Genomic DNA, 18,737 nt, shown 5'->3' with positions numbered 1-18,737 from the left:
GGACACCCCTCTCTACTGATATAAGCTTTGAATCACTTCTTCAAAGTGCGGTTCTTCCATATGTACGTCCTCCATATCGCCCCAAGCGCTCAGCTCGCGCAGCACGTCCATCGCTTTCAGCGACTGGCGGTTGCAGGAGATCGTCAGACAATCCTCATCTTGTTCCATAATCTGAAAAGGCAGTTCCCACTGTGCCGGCACTTGTACACGGCCGCGATAGGTCACTTTCATCACGGTCGGAAGCCCGATTCGTTCCCGCAAGCTGCCGATCGAGCCATCATAGCTGATCTGCCCGTGATTGATGACAATAACGCGCTCGCAGAGCTGCTCAATGTCGTCCATGTCGTGCGTCGTCAGCAGGATCGTCTTGCCGAAATCTTTGTTCAGCGTGTGCAGGAAGCCGCGAATGCTCCGCTTCGCCACCACATCGAGCCCGATCGTCGGCTCATCAAGGAACAAAATATCCGGGTCGTGCAGCATCGACGCCGCCAGATCCGCCCGCATCCGCTGTCCGAGGGACAGCTTGCGCACCGGCATCTCGAGCAGCTCCTTCAGGTTCAGCAGCTCGGTCAGCTCACCCAGCCGCCGCTGCGCGGCGGCGCTGTCGATCCGGTACATCGCAATCAGGATCTCATAGGAATCCTTCACCGGCAAGTCCCACCACAGCTGGCTGCGCTGGCCGAAGACGACGCCGAGCTGCCGGACCACATGCCTGCGGTGCCTCTGCGGGCTGTGCCCGTGAATGAGCACCTCGCCCGACGTCGGGTGCAGGATGCCGGTCAGCATTTTGATCGTGGTCGATTTGCCTGCGCCATTAGGTCCAATATACCCGACGAACTCGCCGGTTTCAATCTCGAAGGAGATATCCTTGACCGCTTCCTTCTCCAGATAGGCCCGCGACAGCAGGGTGCGCAGCCCGCCGAACCGGCCTTCCTGCCGGACGGGGGTTTGAAATGTTTTGCGTATGTGCTTGACCGAAATCATGCGTTCGATCCTCCTTGTTATTGGTTGTCTATGCGATGCAGCAACGTCTAGCGAGATCTAACTGCCTGTGCTTTGATAACGTGACAGTCCCAGCTTCCATAGCTGCATGGCAAGGTAGAGGGCCAGCGCTGCAACCAGGACAGTGCCGAGGAGGAACAGCAGGCCGCCGTCATGCCTCAGAATGAATAAGGACGGGATGTAATTTACGAAACCGACCGGGACCACCGCGAGAAAAGCTGTCTGCAGCCACTTTGGATACAGCGAAAGCGGATATCTAGCCGCAGTTTGGGAAGCGTCTTCGGTCATGTTCTGGAGCGATTCGATGCGCGTCAGCCAGAAGCCGAGGGCCGAAGTTGCGAGTCCAATCGCGAATAGAATGGCCGCGCCCGACAGAATGACCAGCACGGTGAGGGGTATGGCTTCCCAGCCGATCTGCCCTTGCCCCATCAGCGCTCGCATGGCGATGACCAGGAGAATGGTGCCTTGGCCGAGCTCGGCGAACAGGATTTTGGCATTTTGCGTCATGAGCGCCAGCAAGACCGGGATGGGTCGGATAATCAGGGCGTCGAGATCGCCGGAGACCAAATATTTTTCCAAGTGATGCACATCCGAAGCCAACGTCCGATAAATCGCACGCGAGAGCATCATAATACCGTACAAGTAGCACACTTCGTAAAGCGACCAGCCTTTGATTGAGCCGAATTTCATCATGACGAGCGCCACCATGAGAAACTCCGACACATGCACGCAGGACGCCATTGCCATGCTAAACAGGAAATTCATTTTATACTGCATGCGGCTGCGCATGCTCGCCCTAATCAGGAGCAGATAGAGCTTAATCGACATCATCCGCCCTGCACCTCCAGTTTATGGCGCACCAACCGCGTCAGTCCGAGACACGCTGCGGTGAATATCGCGCCCCACAGGAGTGAGCCGAGTATAACCGTCCTGTCGTGCTCCATACCAAGGTAGATGCGCGTCGGATAGTACAGCAGAAACGGATACGGCGTGTAGTGACTGATCGTTCGGAGCCATGCCGGCAGCCACTCGACCGGAATAAAAAAGCCCGATAACAGCATGCTGAACGCATAATTGACCCAGTACAGCCAGCGGGATTCGGTTGTCCACAGCGCCATGGCGCCGATTAAGTAATTCATGCAGATGGAAATATAAGCTGCGCAGAGAAGCGCAATAGCCGCCCAGGCGTACATGCTGAGCTGTTTTGGAAGCTGTAAGTGGAAGATGAAGATGTAGAGGACGTAGATCGGAACGCTTTTCCATAGAAATTGATAGGCAAGCTGCCCCCATTCCCGGCTCATCGCCTGATAGAACAGATGCACCGGCCGCATGAGATCGACCGCGATTTGCCCCGTTCGCACCGCCTGCTCGAGTCCGAGACCGTTGGTGCCGAACTGTGTGACCCACAGAATCGCTTGATTGCAAGCGATGTAGGCGATCATGCCTTGCGCGCCGTACTCGCCGAGCGAGGCATCGCTGCCCAGCCCCGACCAGATGCTGGCGTAGATGTAGCCGAATACCATACTGACAAGATTATGAAGCAAATGAGAGCCTCGGTATTGCAGATTTCTTGCATAAGCCTTGCGCGCTAATACCGCGAAAAGCATGGTACACCTCCTGATTGAATCGATTATCAGCCAGTTGTCGTGCAGCCGCCGCGTAGAGACGGAAGAATATAATACCAAAATTCCCCTGGGAGTGGCAAGGATTATTTTGGGGGCGAAACTAACAAAGCTCCGCCCCCCTGTCAGGGAGCGGAGCTTCTTCTATTGACTTGCCGCAGGTCTACCTGCGCCTTCCGCTTCCGCATGCTCGCCATCAGCGGCCGCGGTGAGTTCGGTGTTATAATTCGGCTGAGAGCTTTTCGTCAAATATTCGTGGTCGATATAATTCGCCAGGAACTGTTTGCCGAACATCAGATCATATTGGACGTTGCGGTAATCAGTTAGCAGCGGCTGTATCGTTTCAGGCTCTTTAGCATGCAGCTCGCCGTTGCTGTCGATAACAAGGTTGCCGAGCAACCCCGGTGTCTGTTTCGCTACTTCGCTGTCCAGTGTAAAGTTCGCCGGTTTCTGCAGCTGCAGCATATCCAGCACATGTGCGCCTAGGAACGAGGCGCTGATCGTGCCGAGACCTTCTTTCGGCATCGTAAAATTGGACCACATCACAAGCGGAGTACTGTGCATTTTCTTGTTCTCTTCCAGTGACCATTCATTGGCGTTGCTTGTAGAGATAAAGCCTGCTTCTTTGTACACCTGATAGTCCATGCCCAGCATCGGCAGATGATCGCCATAGAAGATGAGCATCGTCGGCTCATCGGACTCCGAATAATGGTCGATCAGCATTTGTAGGCTTTGATCGGCGTCGTGCGCGCCTTGCGTGTACGTCTCCAGAATGCTTTTGGCTTGTGCGGAAAGGTTACCTTCCGCTTTATATTTATTCTCGCCGTAACGAGGCTCATCGTACGGTCCGTGATTTTGCATGGTCACCGTGTAAATGAACATCGGATTTTCGGTTTTATCCGTCTCGGCCGTGATATTGCGGGCTACTTCCGCATCCGAGATAAAGTACCCTTTGATCTCCGGATTCGTGAAGTACTCGCTGCTCTTGAACGTTTCGAAGCCAAGCTGCTTATACACCGTGTTCCGATCCCAGAACCAGCCTTCGTAGGAGTGAATGCCCATGCTCTTATACCCCATGCCGGCAAAATAACTGGCCAAACTCGGCAGCGGCTTGGAAACGTACTGTTGATACGGGATGGATCCGCCTGGCAGGAAGCTCATGGAATTCCCGGTCAGCACCTCAAACTCCACGTTGGCTGTTCCGCCCCCGAATTGCGGCGAAAGCAGGTAGCCTGCCGCCGATTCCTTCTGCAATCGATGAATGGTCGGAACCGGATCTTCGCTAAATTTGACGTTCGTCAGCAGCGTCGGATCCCAGAACGCTTCACTCATGATAAAAATAATGTTCGGTTTCTTGCCCGCCGGCAAGCTGACGGCTTTTTTCAGCCCTGCGCTCGTCGCGCCGCTGACTTCCGCCTGCCCAATCCCCGCCGCCGCGGAGGCAATCGCCGTCTCGTTATACGTATCGGGCTTCTGCACGATCGAGTTCTTGACGTTCAGCGTGAACGCCAGGGCAAGCCCGTTGTTCGCATAGTTTTGCTGCTGATCCCAGACGATTTCGCTCACGCCTGCATGGTTAATCATTTTGCTTGCGAGCGGTGTCTTGACGCCGAAAGCGTACAGCGCATACAGCGAGATCAGCCCCAACGCAGCCCGGGCGACGACCGGAATCGTCACGCGCGGAATGATCCAGCGCAGCGCCAACACGGCCAGCACGATCACGATAACGGCGATAATCCGGATCAGGGCGGCTTTGCCCGTTACAAGCGAAGAGATGTCCATGCCTTCCTTATTGAGCAGGATATCCCAAGGGAAGAACGGTTCGCCAATCATTTTGACTTTCATATACGAAATCAAGGCCATCAATCCCAGCACTGCTGTCGTAATCGCACCGGAAATAGCCAGCGATCCGACAAGGGCGTACACAAGCGCCAACAGGCAAAACGTTAGAATGACGTTTAAAACAAATAACGGTTGATTTGCCGTAAGCCACGACATCGTTTGGGACATGGAGCCTCTTTCCAGAAATTCCATGCCGATGACGGACAGAACAGGCAAGCCAACCATAAATAAAATTAATGTAAGTGTTGCTCCCAGACGATTGGGTGAAGCTTTTTTCTTTTTCACACGTTGCTGGGACTGTCCATTCAAGTGCTGCACCTTCCATCACTCTCCTATTGCCCCTAGTGTACATGACAAATGTGAAGAAATTGTGTAGGCAGCCTAAATGGCAGCTTAACCCTTCCAATCTTTGTCACTATTTAAGCTGTGCAAGCCAGGATGCGAGTGCTTTCAACTCCTCGTCCTTCATGGCAACTTGAAACGGGGGCATGCCGCCTCCGCCCTTTTGAATTTGCTTGATAATGGCCGCTTCGTCGAGACGTTCTCCGACTTTTTGCAGGTTCGGACCTTGTCCGCCTTGCAGCTGTGTGCCGTGGCAGGACATGCAGTAATTCTGATACAGGGTTGCAACATTTGCGGAATCCGCCTTAACCGCCGCGGACGACGATGGCGCTACAGTATCATTATGGTTATTTCCGCAGGCAGATAAACTCAGGGCAACGATGCCAACAACAATCAACTTGCTTATGTTCATGCGCGAAACTCCCTCATCCCGTTTTTCCTCATCATACCAGAGCCGAGGAGAGGAGAAAACTTTTACAAGACCAGAAAAGCCGCGGCACGCTGCATCGATGTCGGCTGCCGCTTCGTCATGCTGCGGTCGTCCTGACTATTATGCAACGCGAAACGGCTTAATATTGAAGCAGAAGGTTGGAAAATCCTATGCGCTGCGGCCCTCCGAAGGGAGGAGCGGTACGCTTGCGTCCACTGTGCCCAGGTGCGCTTCCAGTCTCAGACGCTTCCTTCTCTGGTAGCGCCAGCGCAGCGCGACCAGCAAGCCTCTCGCATATTCGTCGCACATCATGGCGATGTAGACGCCGGTCAGTCCCCAACCGAGCCGCAGGCCAAGGAAGTACGACAGCCCCGCAGCGGCTCCCCACATAAAAATAATCGAGATCACCATGTTGAACCGGGTATCCCCGATCGCATTCAGGGCATTGCCGAAGCCCATGTTGATCATGCGGCCGGGCTGCAGCACGGCGGTCAGCACTAGGCAGGATAAAGCGAGCTGCACGATATCCGCATCCGTTGTGAAAAAGCCGAGAAAACTGCGCCCGATCCCGAGCAAAATCAAGCTGTTGCAGCCTACCAGGGCAAGGCCGATCCATGTTCCGCGATAGCCGCTGCGATAAGCTTGATCCATGCGGCCCGCCCCATACAGGTGAGCGATCTGGATTTGCGCAGCGAGCGCGATGGAGTATCCGAGCATGAAGCAAATCGATTCAAGCGTATTCATATACGTGCGAGCCGCCAAGGCTGCCGCCCCCATCATCGCGAGGAACGCGTAAATAGCGAGCTGTGACAGCACCCAGGACGACATATTGACGCCGAGCGGCCAGCCGATTTTAAGAATTTCGCGAAAAAGCTTGCGGTCAAACGCACCGAGATCGCGCCAAGCGATGCGCCGTTCGAAGACGGAGAGAAACAGGTAAAACAGGACGCAAGTCGCCAACAGCCTGGAGATCAGCGTGGAAACTGCAACCCCTTCAAGGCCTAGCTGCGGGAATCCAAACGCACCGTAAATAAACCCGTAGTTCATAAACACGTGGATAGCGTTCATTCCGATTGCCGTCACCATCGGCGCTTTGGTGTTGCCTGTATTGCGGATCACCGTGCTTAGCGATGCGGTTAAGGCCGTAAGCACCATGCCGCTGCCGACGATGGAGATGTACGTCCGGGCCAGAGGAATCAACCGCTCTTCGAGTTGGAACACCCTCGCCAGCGGGACCGCCCAGACGTACAGCACGATGCTGAGCACAAGGCCGATCGCGCCGCTGATGGTAATGGCCATGATGCCGACGGAGCGCGCATCTTCGTGCTTCCCGGCACCCAGCCTCTGGGCAATCAAAATGCCGGCACCGCTCGCCACCGTCATGAACAGAATCATCACCGCCTGGAAAATCTGATTCGCAAGCCCGACCACGGCGACTGCATCATCCGACACGCGGCTGACCATCAGCGTATCCGCAGCGCCTAGAAGGAGCTGCAACAGCAGTTCGATAAAAATGGGCCAAGCCAGCACCCATAAGGAATACCTGTTTTTTTGTGATTCCATCTCCGCCACCGTCTCTTTTGTTGTAAAATTAAAACTATCAATAGTTCAACATTATAGACGGTTTAATAAGGTTCATGTATCAGCATCGCAACGCAAACTTATGTAATTCCAACCTCATTATTCTTGTGCAAGAAGGTGGCTTCATGGCATATCTGACTTTTACCGTCCCGCCTATCCCTCATTACATCACAAGCGGGCTTAGTTATATTCCGCAAGGCGGGCATCACCCGAGCCGAAGCAACATTCAAGTGTTCGATCTGCTCATTACGACAGCGGGTTGCTTGTACATCGGAGAGGAGGATGCCCGCTACGAAGTACGGCCGGGGCAAGCGATTATTTTGCGGCCTGATCGGTATCATTATTCGACACAGCCTTGTGAGGAGCTTACGTGGACGTATTGGCTGCATTTTCACGCCAGCGGCTCTTGGGCGCATGACGATCCCCGGATGGAACCGCTGCTGCTCGAAGAACCGCCGGTTAGCGAAAGAGAGATCGAGGCTTTTGTTGTGGCCCCGTTCTCTCTGCGGATCCCGCAATATACAACTTTGCTGCATCCGGAGAAAATGTACGACTTGTTGGAGCAGCTTGCCCAGCTTCAGCCTCATGCGCATGTCAGCTCCGTGCGAATGTCTGAGCAGCTTGTCTTTCAGGAGGTGCTTCGGCAGCTCGCCCTCTCTTCGGACTCCGAGACGCCGTCGGCTGCCCGCACATGCGCTGAGAAAGCCGCCTCCTACCTGCGGCAGCATTACCGCGAAGCCTTCTCCGCCAAGCAGATCGGCGATGAGCTGAATTTTCATCCTGTCTATATCGCCCGCTGCATGCAAAAAGAATACGGCTGCTCCCCGGTCGCTTACCTGCTGCACATTCGCATCGAGCAAGCGAAGCTGCTGCTTATGCAAACGAATCTCCCCGTCGCCCATATCGCGCAGGAGGTAGGGTTTGAGCAGGCCGCTTATTTTACGGCCAGCTTTACGAAGCTGGAGGGAATGTCCCCGCGGAGTTATCGGCAGCAATTTTCCAAAGATAAGCGATTCCGCTAACCTTTTCGGCGTGGCAGCTATCGCTGAAATAGTGGGAATCCCTTCCATATCCAGTCATATTCCACCCGGCACGGCATACAGTTAAAGGGATGTGACTAAGGAAGGGAGATGAAGTACCCTATGGAAGAACAACAAGCGCCGGTCATTAGTGTGAAGTCGTGGATGCTCACGATTTTTCTGCTGGCGATTCCAATTGTCAACATTGTGCTTCTATTCGTTTGGGCGTTCAGCAAGAGTGAGAATCCGACCAAATCGAATTACGCCAAAGCATCGCTCATTTGGGCCGCCATCGGGATCGTGCTTTATATTCTCTTCTTCGTAGCTTTCTTCGGCGCTATTGCGTCAAATAATTAGCAGAACAACCATTTTACTCGACAATCCTCAGCGGCCTATCCGTTGGGGATCGTTTTTTTTATGCTATACTTGAGGATACTGATGATACTGAACTTACTGACGGAAAAGGAGATCCTCTCATGGCAACCCCCTTACATTGGAAAAAATCACTGTGGATTCTATGGGGTGCGAACTTCTCCATTACGTGCGGGATGAACCTGGTGCTGCCCTTTCTGCCGCTGTACATCGGCGAGCTCGGGGTACACCGTGTCGAGGACGTTGTGCGCTGGACAGGCTGGATTGTGGCCGCCCAGTTCATCACGTCCTTTCTTACGCAGCCCCTCTGGGGCGCCATTGCCGATCGCCGCGGCCGCAAAGTCATGCTGCTGCGCGCCGGCTTCGGCATGGCGATCTGCACCGCGCTGATGGGGCTGGTCACCGAGCCCTGGCAGCTCTTGGGGCTGCGCTTGCTCAACGGCTTCTTCTCCGGCTTCATCTCGATGGCCGTATCCTTACAGGCGTCGTTGACGCCGCCCGAGCATTCCGGCAAATCGCTCGGCACGCTGCAGACCGGCGCCATCGCCGGCACCTTGATCGGGCCGCTGATCGGCGGCTTGCTGGCCAGCTTTCTCGGCTACAGCCATGTGTTCTTCTTTACGGGCGCCTTAATGCTGTGCGCGAGCGTCATCGTGATGGTGTTCATCCGCGAGGAACGCAAGCCCCCGAAGGCGAAAAAAACGCGGCAGCGGACGCCATGGCGGCTTTTCCGCCCGCTGCTGCCCGTGTTCGCGGCTTCGCTGATCACCCAGATCGGCATGATGAGCATCGAGCCGATCGTGACCGTCTACGCGAAGACACTGTATGCTGGCCAGCACCTGGCGCTGATTGCCGGGCTGATCGTGGCGCTGACAGGCATCGCCAACCTGTTCGGCGCCCCGACGCTCGGGCGGCTTGGCGACCGCATCGGTCAGCGGAAGACGCTCGTCATCGCGCTGACGATGGCGGCGCTCGCTTTTCTGCCGCAGGCGCTGGCGCCCGGCGTCGGCCTGCTGCTGTTCGGCCGCTTCATGCTCGGCCTGTTCATCGGCGGCATGATTCCGTCGCTGAACGCACTCGTCATGAAGCTCGCGCCTAGCGAGATCCAGGGCACGGCGTACGGCTTCAACACGTCGTCGCTGTTCCTCGGCAACCTGCTCGGCCCGCTGATCGGCAGCCATGTGGCCGCGGAGTTTGGCTTCCGCTCCGTGTTCTATGTCACGATGAGCGTCCTGCTCGTGTGCGCGGGGTTTGTGTATATGAGCCGCAGCCTGGATGTGAATCGGCGGACGGCGGAGGCAGGTTAATGCGGGAGGGAAGCCCACCGGTTCTCAGGGGAACTTGTGGGCTTTTTACGTGCGCGTGCTACCAATGCTTTTCCATTGCCTCTTGTCAGCGGGCAAAGCCGTTTTCTAACTCGTGTTGGTGAAGATGGCGGATGGCCGATGCTGCGAGGAATTGACACGCTTCTGTAGTATTAAGAGGGGTTTACCACTTCTATTTCGGACTTTGGCGGCGTTTTGCACGAAATAAGAGGGGTTGATACGCTTACATATGCCGGTCAGCCCGGAATTGGCACGTTTGAGCGTGGTTAAGAGGGGTTTACCACCTCTATTTTCCGAATTTGTGGCCAGACGAGCAAAATAAGAGGGGTTGCATACGTTTACATCAGATCCCCCTGACTTAGCCTCCTCCCGCGTTTCCTCCATAGTCAAAAAAGGCCGTTCCGCTGCCGCGGAACGCCCCCTACTAGCTTATTTGTTCCTCTGCAAACTCCACCGTACCACCAAGAGCAACAACAGCAGCCCCACCGTGACGCAGCGCGATACCACCAGGAAAGCGCCTGTTGTCAGCGTAAAAGCCAGCACGACGTGCAGTGCGGCATCCAGCATCAAGCCGAGCCCGAGCAGCAGCGAGAAGGCGGTGAGTTTGCGATGCACAGCGCGATCCGCGAAGCGAGCAGTGTTGCCCATTTTGGCGGCTCGGAGCACGGTCAGGAGCAGCGGCTTTTTCGCCAAGGCGGAGCCGGCGAAGGCGAGACCGATCGTCCCCGTGATCAGGGGATGATACAGCTTGAGCGGCAAGGAGCCGCCGCCGGTCAGCATCGACAAGGCTAGGGCGACGCCAAGCCCGGCAATGCCCATGACGCCGATCCAGTCGACGCGGCGGGTCTTGAGCATCGTAGCGATGACCCATACGACCGGCACGCAGGCGCTGATGGCCAGCGCGGCGGTGTCTGACGCAACGGCATCGCACAGCCAGTTGTAGATGAGCAGCGGCGCGAGCCAGTTGACGGCGAGGCTGGGTACGATTTTTTTGATGAGCTGCGTGGAATTGAACTTATGCTGAGCATGTTGAGACATGCGGTCACTCCCTTTTCGCTATGGTGTGTTTCTGACACTCCTATCATAGCGCAGCCTCCCGCAGCTCAGCGCCAATCCCCGGATGGATTCCGCGTCACGGCGCTCTCTATCCAGCGATAGAGAATGTGTGTTTGACTAGCTTTTGACCGGCTAAAGCCCTACAATGTTGTACAAATGCGCATCCCACAGCCTTCTATCGGAGTTGATCCCTATGTCCTTAAAATCCTTCCCTTTCGCAGGGAGGCTGCTCATTGTCGCCGCGATCCTGTTGTTTCTCCTGGGAGGCAAACGATTATTCCTCGGAGATGCCTTGCAACTCTCGCTTCATATCCTCATCTGGATTTCTTTTACGACGGTACTCTTTCTGCCCAAAACATGGCGGACGCTTCCCCGACTCACCGCAGCCATCGCGCTGCTGCTGATCGAAAGCGCCGTCGGCTACTTCTGGCTCCGCGATACCAGCTTCATTTATATCGGCGCGATCGTGCTGATCTCGACGCTGCTGCAAGTTCAGATGGCCCGCTCCGCCGCGCCTGTCATTTTGACGCTGTTCGTGACGGGCGCGCTGTACATCCGATTTGGCCGCGCCGACCTATTCAGCGCGCTGTCATTCGTGCTGCTCGCCGCCGCGCTCTACCTCAGCATCCGCAGCCGGATGCAGCGCAACGAGACGAACGCCCGCAACCGGCAGCATCTCATCGATCTGCAAGCGGCCTACGCACAGCTGCAAGAAGCTTCAGTCAAGGACATGCACTACGCTGTCCTGGAAGAGCGCACCCGCATTGCCCGGGACATCCACGATGCAGTTGGGCACAGCCTGACCTCCCTCATCGTGCAGATGCAGGCGATGCGCTACATGCTCAGCCGCGACCCTGCCAAGGCGGCCGAGACGCTGGACAGCATGCTCGCCGTCGCCAGGCAAGGCCTGACGGACATCCGCACATCCGTTCACGGGCTCGCAGACGACCAATCGGAATCCGGGCTGCTCCCGGTCCAGGCGCTGCTCGCCCGCACGGGTGCGGTTGCCTCGATCCACACCGAGCTCCATGCGCCTATCCGCGAGGATGAGCTGGATGCCGTCACATCTCGCCTCATTTTCAGCGTGGTACAGGAGGCGCTGACGAATACCGTCCGGCATGCTGAAGCGTCGGAGGTGCAAGTCCACCTAGAACAGCACTCCGACCACTGGCTGCTCCAAATTCAAGATAACGGCGCTTCCGAAGCGCGGCGCAGCTTCGCCGAAGGCTTCGGCCTGCACATGATGCGCAGGCGGCTCGAAGAACAAGGCGGCACGCTCAAGTGCCGCGTGCTGGAGCCGGTCGGTTTTGAAGTGACGGCTCACATCCCTTTCCACAAGGAGGAGATTCCCGACGATGAATCCATCAACGACAATCCAAGTCATGCTCGTCGATGACCAGACCCTCATCCGCCAAGGATTCGGCTACGTCATCGGCGTGCAGCCCGATATGACGCTGGTCGGCGAAGCCGCCGACGGCGAGGAGGCCGTGAAGCTTGCCCTTTCCACCAAGCCCGACGTCATCCTCATGGACGTCCAGATGCCGCGCATGACGGGTATTCAGGCGACACAGGCCATCCTGGCTCAACGGCCGCAGACGAAAATCGTCATTCTCACGACATTTAATGACGAAGCTTATATCTACGAGGGCATCCGCGCAGGCGCGGTCGGCTACCTCCTCAAGGATGCCGACACGGAGGACATGCTCGAGACCGTCCGCGCCGTCTACCGCGGCGAAGCGGTGTTCCGCACCGGCCTGGCGGCGCACGTGCTGACCAAGCTGGCGACCTCGTCCGCCGCCGCAGCTCCGGCACCGCAAGCCGAGCTGGTCGAGCCCTTGACTCCCCGGGAGAAAGACATTCTCCAGGAAATGGCCTATGGGCTGCGCAACGACCAAATCGCCGCGAAGCTGTTCATCAGCGAAGGGACGGTCAAGACGCATGTCCATCATATTTTGCAGAAGCTCGGCGCCGAGGACCGGACGCAAGCAGTCGTGTACGCCCTGCGCAACGGGCTGGCCCAATGAAAAAAAGCCGCTCTCAAGCAGCGGCTACATGATGTTACCAGCAGAAATTCGTGACATCAATTTGCTAATGGCCATTCCAAATTTCAGCTCACAGCTTCTCCGAGCGAAGCAAAGCATTTTTCTGAATCTCAATCGCGCGGTCGATTTTCGCCGCTTTGATTTTGCTGACGTAGCTGTCGAATGCCTCGAGCGGCTCTACGCCTAAGATGATTTTAAGCGACATCTCGTCCACCAGCGTCGTAATATCGAGCATAATCGAGGAAAACTCCGCATTCTCCACTTCCGTCCGCGGGACCAGCGGGATCATGTACGCATCGGTATCCGTATCCGCCCATAAGCGCACGGCATCCCGCTGTTGCGGCAGCGTGTAATACTGCTCCATATACCGCACGTCCTGCACGAACGGTCCAAAATAGCTCGACCGCGTATACATCCCCAGCGCCTGCGCCGGTGCCAGCTTGTCCGGATTGTGCAAAATATAATCCGTATACGTCGGATAGCCGTCCTTCATCGTGTAGCTTTGGCCTTCGATGCCAAAGTTGAATAGCATGTGGCCTTCCTCGCTGTAGCCGTAGTCCAGCATTTTCACCGCATCGACCGCATGCTTGCTATGGCTGGAGATCGCGACGCCGCCCGTCCCAACGTATTCGTAACTGCGCTGGCCAAACTTCGGCCGCTCACCTTGGTGAAGCACAGGGTACGTCGTCCCCGCAAACTTCACCGCTTTGTTGTTCTCTTCGACGATCGGCTGCCATTTGCCGATACCCGCTCCCGCGTTCCAGATCGTCGCGCCGCTGCGCCCGGAGATCATATTCGCATCCATTGTGCGCGCATCGACGGAGGCGATATTTTTATCGATCAACCCTTCTTCATACCACCGGCGGAACGTCGCGAGAAAATCGCGGTAGCCCGCCTCGATCGGACCAAATTTCACTTGGCCCTTCTCTACGTAAAACCCTTTCTTCACTCCGTACGCCCCGACAAAAGCGCCCCCCTCGAGCCCGAACAGTGGATTCGGCACGCCGAGGAACGTCAGCGGAGCCGCTGCGCCCTTCTTGTCCTTGAACGCCTTCAGCACCGTGTGCCAATCGTCAATCGTCGTCGGCATCGGCAGCCCCAGCTCATCGAGCCAATCCTGGCGGATAATCGGCCCCTGATACGTGCGCAGAAGATCGTCCCCGCGGATAAAAGGAAACACATAGTAGCTGCCGTCCCCCGTGCGGATCTGCTTGTCGACGTTGGGATGCGCGTTCAGATACGCTTTGAGGTTCGGCGCATACTTGTCGATCAGATCGTTCAGCCGCAAAATATAACCGTCCTTAATCGCCTTCTCCGGCCCGCCCGGAATGCTGTCCCACTCAAACTCCATCATATCCGGCAGCTCACCCGAGGCAAGGAGCACGTTCATCGCTTCTTTCGCCTGATTCGCCGGCGGCTGAATAAAGGAAAGCTGAACCCCGGTCCGCTTCTGCCACTCCTGAAAAAACGGAATATCCTGAATCTTCGCCTTCACGCTCGCGGCGTTGCCGTTCAATTCCGACCAATAGGTCATTGTGACCGCGGCTTGCCCTTGTCCATCCGTCGAGGACTTTGGCGTCCCGCTTCCCGCATCCGCTGCCGGCCCCTTCGAGCAGCCGCTCAAGACAAGCGCAAGCACGTGAACCAGCAGCCCAGCCCTGCGCAGCCATCTTTTCCCCATCGTACATCCACCTCCCGTCTCAGTGCGTTTCCTTATATTTGCCTGGGGTGATCCCCTCATATTTCTTAAAAACGCGAATGAACGTCGCCGCCTCATTATACCCGACCTGCTTGGCAATATCGGCGATTGAATCCTGCTTCTGCCCGATCATTTTCTTCGCCTGTTCAATGCGATACTTCGTAATATAATCGAGCAGCCCTTCACCGGTCTGATCCTTGAACAGCTTGGACACATAGCTCCCCCGCAGCGCAAAAAACTCCCCAATCGTATTCACATTCAAATTCGCATCCTGATAATGCTCCGAAACGTAGCGCATCACCTTCTCGGCAAGCTCCTTGAGCGCATGTGCGCGCTCTTTGGTCAGGTTCGATTCGAGCTTCGCCGCGGCGAACGTGCACACCTCGCCCAGCAGCAGCTGCAGCTCCTGCCGCATCTCTTGGATCGTATCGCAGGCAAGGATGGACTCCATCCACAGCGGATTGTCTCCGAGGAGCGGCTGATTCGCGCCATCCTCCAGCTCGTTGATCGCCTTGACCATCGTGCCGACGAGGTTAAAAATCAGGCAGCGCGCCAGCGTCAGCGAAACAAGCGGCTTGTCGAAGTTGCGATTCATGATCTCGTTCATGCTCGCCGATGCCTGCGCCAGATCCCCCGCCTTGATCAGGTTGATGATCTGCTGCTCCGCCTGGAGCGGATAGTAATAGCCGAGCGGCAGCTTGTCCGTCTCATCGATATGAACTTCGTCGTACGTGATGATCTCTCTTTTGCCCCGCACCATCTTATATTCCATCGCATCAAGCGCTTCGCCGTAAGCTTCGGCCACGCTCGTGAGCCCGTGGTGCACACCGGAAATCGAGATCGTCAGATCCATCTGGAACCGGGTCAGAAACCGCTGCGCCTCCGATGCAATCCACGCCAGATCCGCCTTCTGCTCGGCTGTCTCCGACTCGCCAAAGTTCACGATACACGCCATCATATCGTCGATTTCCGCCATATACCCCGCATGCTGACGATGACCGACCAGCTCTTCCACCACATTCGTAATAATAAAATGCAGCAGCTTCCGGCGCTCGCCCATATGCATCCCAGGCAAATTCGAAGCAAGACTATCGGAATTCTCAACGGCGAACAGGATCACCGCAAAATAGTTCGAGCGGAGCTCGATATGGAACGTCTGGAACGCTTCCTCGTACGACACGAGCGAATCGATGCGGCCCTTAAGCAGCCGGTTCAGCATGTTCGAGCGCAGCACCTGATGATGGGATTGCAGCTGCATCTCGATCTGGTCCTTCTCATTTCGCGTATGCGAAATCATGCTCTGAATGAACGTCAGCTCGTTGCCGTCCGTTCTAGCCTCATCTTTTTTATCGGCAAAAAGCTGTACCAGCCGCTGAATCGGCGAATAGTTCCGACGCATGAAAAACCACGTCAACACCACAGCGCCCAGCAGCGAGATAATAATGCTAATATACGTAAATTTGCGAACATACTCCGCTTTTTCCCAATAAAGGCTGCTCGGAATGAGAAGCGCATACTTCAAATCCGACACCGCCGATTGAATATAGAAAAGCTCCGAATCTCCGTTCTGCGCCGGTTGGTACACCACCTGATCGGGATTTTGCAGTTGATCCAGACTCAGATGCGGATTGACCTCCGCCTGCATGTTGGAGAGCAGAACTTGATTGTCCTTATTTAAAATCACAACTTGCCCGCCGCTGAACCCGGAAATGCTCTCAATCGCTTTCTGAAAACGCTCCAGATCCGCCATCACGACGACCGTCCCGGTCTGTTTGCCATTCAGATCGTTGGGCAGATGCGTAATATACGCAAGCGAAGTGGCCGAGGGCCCCGCCTCCATACGCGGCAGCAAAATAAACTGATTGCTCGCAGCATGATGAATTTTATCCATCCACTGCTCGTACCGGATCGTGCCGGTATTATGGATCGTCTCAAACGCCGTCTTCATATCCCGCACATTCCCCGGACGGAGAATAGCTCCCTCTTGATCCCACGTGACATAAAACTCGTCAATGGTCGCATAAGAGGTCTGGTAGGTCCGAAAGTCTTTCACCAGCTGAAAAGCTAAAAACTGATCGTCGCTCGACCGCACGTTCGAGTACATCAAGCTTTGCAGTTTCGTATTCCACGTCACTTCCATATTTAACCGCTTCATCAAATCGAACTGCGTATCAATCGTGTAGCGCACCTGCTTCAGCAGCGAATCGTTGGCACGATGAATTTCACTTTTTAAAGCATGGCTGGATTGCATATAAATGATGATGCTCATCATCATCGGCACGAACAACACCGCGCTGTAAGAGATGAGCCATGTGAACATAATGCTTTTTCTTTTTCGCCAAAGAAACCCGAGCTTCACCTGGATCTCCTCCCGCTGCACGTTGAAATTTCAATGAAAGGATTGACTTCACTGCTCCTTATTATACCTCGGTTTGCAGGGGGAGGAATGTCCAATATGACAAATGGGATTGATAAAAGCGCAAACAGAGTCGGTATACCGCAGATTTTACCCTTTTAAGGAACCCACCATAACCCCTTTGACAAAATAACGTTGAACAAACGGATAGATGCAAAGCACAGGTCCCGTTGCGACAACAATCGTCGCATATTTAATCGTTTCACCAATCTGGTAACGATCTGCCGCATCCGCCCCAGCTGACATGCCGTCCGTTGAGTTGGCGATTAATATTTCACGGAGTACAAGTTGTAACGGAAAGAGATCTCTGCTTTTAATAAATACCGATGCGTAGAACCATGCATTCCACTTATCCACTGCATAGTACAGAATCATAACGGCAATGACTGGCATGGAAAGCGGAATAATAATTTTGAACAAGATTGTAAAGTGATTCGCACCATCAATTTTAGCGGATTCCTCCAAGCTATCGGGTACAGACATGAAGGCGGTGCGCATGATGATGAGATTGAAGGTACTGATCGCAAACGGGATAATCGTCGCCCATAACGAATCAAGCAGGCCTACATTTTTCACCGTCAAGTATAAAGGAATGAGTCCGCCATGAAAGAACATCGTGAACACAATAATCAGCATAAAGCCTTTATTCCAAAGGACATTTTTCCGCGAAAGCACGTAAGCCCCTAACGCAGTCATGAAGATGTTCACGATGATCCCAGCCACAACGATAAACAGCGTATTTCGGTATCCAATCAGTATACCTGGGTTTTTAAATACGCCCTTATAGGCCTCCACGCTGAAACCTAGTGTCTTATACAGAAATCCTTTATGCGTGATGAGCTGACCTGCGTCGCTGAAGGAAGCCAGGATCACATAGAGCAACGGATATAACGTGACAATAACTAGAAATGTGAGTATCAGATAAATGCCGACATCGAAAGATCTTTCAAAAATACTTGTGCCTCTTTTCATTCGCTCCACCTCACCATAAGCTGCTTTCATTGACTTTGCGGCTAATATAATTGGCTGTAACCAGCAAAATAAGATTGATGACCGAGTTGAATAAGCCTACTGCCGAGCTATAGCTCCAGCCGAATTCAAGTAACCCTTTGCGATAGACGAATGACGAGATGACATCTGCCGTTTCATAGGTGACCGGATTGTACAGAAGAATAATTTTCTCGAAGCCCACGTTCAACAAATTGCCCATTCGCAAAATAAGCATGATCGTAATGGTCGGCATAATGCCCGGCAAGGTGATGTTAACGATCTGCTTCCATCTGCTCGCTCCATCCATATGCGCAGCTTCATATTGCTCCTGGTCGATCCCCATTAATGCAGCAATATAGATGATGGATTCCCAACCGATCCGCTGCCAAATTTCAGATAAAATATAAATAGGCCGGAATAATTCCTGCTTCTGCAGCATCGCTTGGCCATCATATCCAAATAGCATCATGAGCTTATTAATAACACCATCGGCATTTGTAAAATCGGTGATAATTCCACAAATTACAACGAGCGAAATAAAGTAAGGCATGTACGTAATCGTCTGAGCGACACGCTTAAACGCTTTGCTTCGCACTTCATTTATTAACAAGGCCAAAATAATTGGCGCTGGAAATTCAAAAACCAGTGAGTACAGACTGATGACAAGCGTATTCTTTAAAATACGCCAAAAGTAAAAACTGCCGAAAAAATCTTTAAAATGCTTGAGGCCAACCCAATCGCTGCCCATGATTCCTTTCATGGGGGAGTAATCTTTGAAAGCAATTAACGCACCATACATGGGGGCGTAATGAAAAACGATGTAATAGAGAATGACAGGAACCATCATCAAATACAAATACTTATTCATGATAAAATCATGCACAAATCGATTGCTGCGCGTTTTTTTCTTTACTTGCGACTTACTTAGTAGCGGTTGAGTACTCTCCATCTTCTCCCTCACCTCATTCTGAGTTGACGGAGAGAGTCACCTCTCTCCGC

General features: G+C 54.4%; 16 protein-coding genes. 5 read left to right on the top strand and 11 right to left on the bottom strand.

The genetic code is table 11. The features are described from left to right. Nucleotides 1–12: 12 nt before the first annotated feature. The 6 genes from ABE504_RS01060 to ABE504_RS01035 all read right to left on the bottom strand — a co-directional run bounded on the left by ABE504_RS01060 (nucleotide 13) and on the right by ABE504_RS01035 (nucleotide 6,801). Nucleotides 13–984 (bottom strand): ABC transporter ATP-binding protein, encoded by a 972-nt coding sequence (locus ABE504_RS01060; RefSeq protein WP_430083259.1) that lies wholly within the window; start codon nucleotides 982–984, stop codon nucleotides 13–15. Between the two features lie 57 nt (nucleotides 985–1,041). Next, nucleotides 1,042–1,833, bottom strand: a complete 792-nt coding sequence (locus tag ABE504_RS01055) for an ABC transporter permease (RefSeq protein ID WP_430083256.1) — start codon at nucleotides 1,831–1,833, stop codon at nucleotides 1,042–1,044. After that, complete coding sequence (locus ABE504_RS01050) at nucleotides 1,830–2,609, bottom strand: ABC transporter permease (RefSeq protein ID WP_430083253.1); 780 nt, start codon at nucleotides 2,607–2,609, stop codon at nucleotides 1,830–1,832. The genes ABE504_RS01055 and ABE504_RS01050 overlap by 4 nt, the downstream gene beginning before the upstream one ends. Nucleotides 2,610–2,768: 159 nt before the next feature. Continuing rightward, nucleotides 2,769–4,784 (bottom strand): LTA synthase family protein, encoded by a 2,016-nt coding sequence (locus ABE504_RS01045; protein WP_430083250.1) that lies wholly within the window; start codon nucleotides 4,782–4,784, stop codon nucleotides 2,769–2,771. A 97-nt stretch (nucleotides 4,785–4,881) separates the two neighbouring features. Then, complete coding sequence (locus ABE504_RS01040) at nucleotides 4,882–5,220, bottom strand: c-type cytochrome (protein ID WP_430083247.1); 339 nt, start codon at nucleotides 5,218–5,220, stop codon at nucleotides 4,882–4,884. 186 nt (nucleotides 5,221–5,406) lie between these two features. Continuing rightward, nucleotides 5,407–6,801 (bottom strand): MATE family efflux transporter, encoded by a 1,395-nt coding sequence (locus ABE504_RS01035; RefSeq protein WP_430083244.1) that lies wholly within the window; start codon nucleotides 6,799–6,801, stop codon nucleotides 5,407–5,409. 143 nt (nucleotides 6,802–6,944) lie between these two features. Between ABE504_RS01035 and ABE504_RS01030 the strand changes: the two genes are divergently transcribed. The 3 genes from ABE504_RS01030 (at nucleotide 6,945) to ABE504_RS01020 (ending at nucleotide 9,517) form a co-directional block, all read left to right on the top strand. Beyond that, nucleotides 6,945–7,841, top strand: a complete 897-nt coding sequence (locus ABE504_RS01030; RefSeq protein ID WP_430083241.1) for an AraC family transcriptional regulator — start codon at nucleotides 6,945–6,947, stop codon at nucleotides 7,839–7,841. 120 nt (nucleotides 7,842–7,961) lie between these two features. Next, nucleotides 7,962–8,195: a hypothetical protein gene (locus tag ABE504_RS01025; RefSeq protein ID WP_430083238.1), complete on the top strand. Its 234-nt coding sequence runs from the start codon at nucleotides 7,962–7,964 to the stop codon at nucleotides 8,193–8,195. 119 nt (nucleotides 8,196–8,314) lie between these two features. Then, the gene (locus ABE504_RS01020; RefSeq protein ID WP_430083235.1) at nucleotides 8,315–9,517 is read left to right on the top strand and encodes an MFS transporter; all 1,203 of its coding nucleotides are present in this window, start codon (nucleotides 8,315–8,317) and stop codon (nucleotides 9,515–9,517) included. A gap of 447 nt (nucleotides 9,518–9,964) precedes the next feature. On the opposite strand, the gene ABE504_RS01015 is transcribed toward ABE504_RS01020, so the two are convergent. Further along, on the bottom strand, nucleotides 9,965–10,573 hold the full coding sequence (locus tag ABE504_RS01015; RefSeq protein ID WP_430083232.1) for a VC0807 family protein: 609 nt from the start codon (nucleotides 10,571–10,573) through the stop codon (nucleotides 9,965–9,967). 211 nt (nucleotides 10,574–10,784) lie between these two features. Between ABE504_RS01015 and ABE504_RS01010 the strand changes: the two genes are divergently transcribed. Then, the gene (locus ABE504_RS01010) at nucleotides 10,785–11,987 is read left to right on the top strand and encodes a sensor histidine kinase (RefSeq protein WP_430083229.1); all 1,203 of its coding nucleotides are present in this window, start codon (nucleotides 10,785–10,787) and stop codon (nucleotides 11,985–11,987) included. Then, nucleotides 11,947–12,615, top strand: a complete 669-nt coding sequence (locus ABE504_RS01005) for a response regulator (RefSeq protein WP_430083226.1) — start codon at nucleotides 11,947–11,949, stop codon at nucleotides 12,613–12,615. Before ABE504_RS01010 ends, ABE504_RS01005 begins: the two co-directional genes overlap by 41 nt. 88 nt (nucleotides 12,616–12,703) lie before the next feature. Here ABE504_RS01005 and ABE504_RS01000 read toward each other — a convergent pair whose 3' ends face one another. From ABE504_RS01000 to ABE504_RS00985, 4 genes are all read right to left on the bottom strand, one after another. Then, entirely contained in the window at nucleotides 12,704–14,314 is a 1,611-nt protein-coding gene (locus ABE504_RS01000) for an extracellular solute-binding protein (protein ID WP_430083223.1), read from the bottom strand. Between the two features lie 19 nt (nucleotides 14,315–14,333). Beyond that, the gene (locus ABE504_RS00995; RefSeq protein ID WP_430083220.1) at nucleotides 14,334–16,691 is read right to left on the bottom strand and encodes a helix-turn-helix domain-containing protein; all 2,358 of its coding nucleotides are present in this window, start codon (nucleotides 16,689–16,691) and stop codon (nucleotides 14,334–14,336) included. Nucleotides 16,692–16,838: 147 nt separating this feature from the next. Then, nucleotides 16,839–17,720 carry a carbohydrate ABC transporter permease gene (locus tag ABE504_RS00990; protein WP_430083217.1) on the bottom strand — a complete coding sequence of 294 codons (882 nt, stop codon included), beginning with the start codon at nucleotides 17,718–17,720 and terminating at the stop codon, nucleotides 16,839–16,841. 10 nt (nucleotides 17,721–17,730) lie between these two features. Beyond that, nucleotides 17,731–18,687, bottom strand: a complete 957-nt coding sequence (locus ABE504_RS00985) for an ABC transporter permease (protein WP_430083214.1) — start codon at nucleotides 18,685–18,687, stop codon at nucleotides 17,731–17,733. Nucleotides 18,688–18,737: the final 50 nt, after the last annotated feature.

Origin of the sequence: Paenibacillus oryzisoli, assembly GCF_050467285.1 — a bacterium.
GTDB classification, from domain to species: domain Bacteria; phylum Bacillota; class Bacilli; order Paenibacillales; family NBRC-103111; genus Paenibacillus_E; species Paenibacillus_E oryzisoli_A.
The sequence above is the reverse complement of the archived record's forward strand: the minus strand, read 5'-3'. Positions and strand labels throughout refer to the sequence as shown.